Source organism: Dellaglioa sp. CoH-57-MRSF-21 (assembly GCF_056781915.1).
The window spans coordinates 467-739 of sequence record NZ_JBXAXU010000021.1; the positions used below are offsets into that span (position 1 = coordinate 467).

The following is a 273-nucleotide window of genomic DNA, read 5'->3' on the forward strand; positions in this document are numbered from 1 at the left end:
GGCATCAACGTCTACTCCATCCGTCTCTATAGGAGTTATCAGTGGATCATCTGAATCAGACGGAGCTTCATTCGCTGTAGCAGGAGCAACACCATCTTATACAGCGAAGATTGTTGAGAAAGACCCTAATGGTAATGTGGCTTGGACAAATTCCGCTGTGCTCGCGTCCAAACCAGTAATAAACCATATTAATTAACGGGAGGCTCAGTCATGGCGCAAGTAAACGCAAATGCCGTGGCTGAGTCTATTCTGACTCAGCAGAATTCAGCTGCT

At 46.5% G+C, this 273-nt stretch carries 1 protein-coding gene; it reads left to right on the forward strand.

Annotated elements, in window-relative coordinates; all coding sequences use genetic code 11:
- A partial coding sequence (locus tag AC1RPQ_RS07665) for a hypothetical protein (RefSeq protein ID WP_481762210.1) occupies nucleotides 1-196 on the forward strand: 196 nt, incomplete at its 5' end.
- Between the last annotated feature and the right edge of the window lie 77 nt (nucleotides 197-273).